Raw genomic sequence first — 433 nt, forward strand, 5'->3', positions numbered from 1 at the left:
GTCGTACGGCGACCGTCCGTCCGGTGGCGGTGGCTACCGCGGGCGCGACGACCGTCCCGCCGGTGGTGGCGGTGGCGGTGGCTACCGCGGCCGTGACGATCGCCCGTCCTACGGTGACCGTCCCCGTCGCGACGACCGTCCCTCCTTCGGTGACCGTGAGCGTCGCGACGACCGTCCGCGTGGCGAGTTCCGTCGCGATGACCGTCCGTCCTATGGTGACCGTCCGCGTCGTGACGACCGTCCGTCGTACGGTGACCGTCCGTCCGGTGGTGGCGGTGGCGGTGGCTACCGTGGCCGTGACGACCGTCCGTCGTACGGTGACCGTCCGCGTCGGGACGACCGTCCGTCGTACGGTGACCGTCCGCGTCGTGACGACCGTCCGTCGTACGGCGACCGTCCGTCCGGTGGCGGTGGCTACCGCGGGCGCGACGAC

General features: G+C 73.2%; 1 protein-coding gene. It reads right to left on the minus strand.

The genetic code is table 11. The features are described from left to right. On the minus strand, positions 1 to 433 hold a 433-nt coding region (locus tag IE98_RS52175; RefSeq protein WP_199923063.1), incomplete at both ends, for a hypothetical protein.

It is taken from the genome of Streptomyces sp. NRRL B-24484 (genome assembly GCF_000717715.1).
GTDB lineage: Bacteria > Actinomycetota > Actinomycetes > Streptomycetales > Streptomycetaceae > Kitasatospora.